This window comes from Xenorhabdus miraniensis (assembly GCF_002632615.1).
Genome location: NZ_NITZ01000093.1, coordinates 1 through 965 on the forward strand (window position 1 = coordinate 1; position 965 = coordinate 965).

The 965-nt window shown below is 29.3% G+C and carries 2 protein-coding genes; both read right to left on the bottom strand.

Features of this window, described 5'->3' with window-relative positions; genetic code table 11:
- A partial coding sequence (locus Xmir_RS22190) for a hypothetical protein (protein ID WP_145956960.1) occupies positions 1-623 on the bottom strand: 623 nt, incomplete at its 3' end.
- A partial coding sequence (locus Xmir_RS22195; RefSeq protein ID WP_208620485.1) for a hypothetical protein occupies positions 620-965 on the bottom strand: 346 nt, incomplete at its 5' end. The genes Xmir_RS22195 and Xmir_RS22190, both read right to left, overlap by 4 nt.

Genomic DNA, 965 nt, shown 5'->3' on the forward strand with positions numbered 1-965 from the left:
TTTCCTTTTTTCCAAGTGTAAAAAAGTTGTCTTTCATGATCAATGATGAAATTTGCAGGCCTACGTAACCTTAAAAATATGCTGATAAGAAGAATGTTGCTACTCAGGAAAAACAGTCCAAAACTTGCATCTAAAATAAGAGAATCTCTAGCTCTTTCCTCGCCATAAATACTATCATTAGAATAGCTAATATGTAAATATTCCATTAATGATACCCTTGTATCATCTGATACTATCTTCAATAATTTAGTAGATTTAGATGCTTCAGGATTTAAATAAAACTGTTCCCCATAATTTTCTTTTGCACTCTTTAAAAGTAGAAGGATAGTTTTTTCTGAAGCTTTCCATGTACTAATGTTGTCATTAATAAAAAAAACAAAACCTAACATAAATCCAACCATCACAGGTATTATAACTTCTTTTCTTGCTCTGATAAGATTATGACGAAAATGGCACTCCTTATTATTTATTATATCCAAAAAACCTGCACGTTTTACAGTTTTATTGTCTAGCGGAATTATCTTTTCCTCCAGAGCAGGATCACCAAATGTTAATAAAAGCTCTGTTGGGGGTGTTTTCACACTAAAAAGTTTTTTTACTATTTTTTTTATTAATTTTTTCATTTAACGTAATACCTCATCTTCATATCCATAAACCGCATTTTCCAACGTTGGTTATTTTCCTTATTCGCTTTCCATGTATTAATAACATCGTTAATGAAAATACAAAAACCTAATAAAAAACTAGCTAAATAATCAAGTAAAATATTTTCACGATAATGACTCCTGCCATATCGTATTTCACATTTTTTATCATCAATTGAATCAATAAAACCCTCTGTTTTTATTTGCTCTTTATCCAGCATACCAATATCTTCATCCAAAAAAGGATCGCAAACAATTGACATTCGTTCTAATTTAATTTCGTTATCCTTAGCCATACAAAATAATCTCATATAACAATTT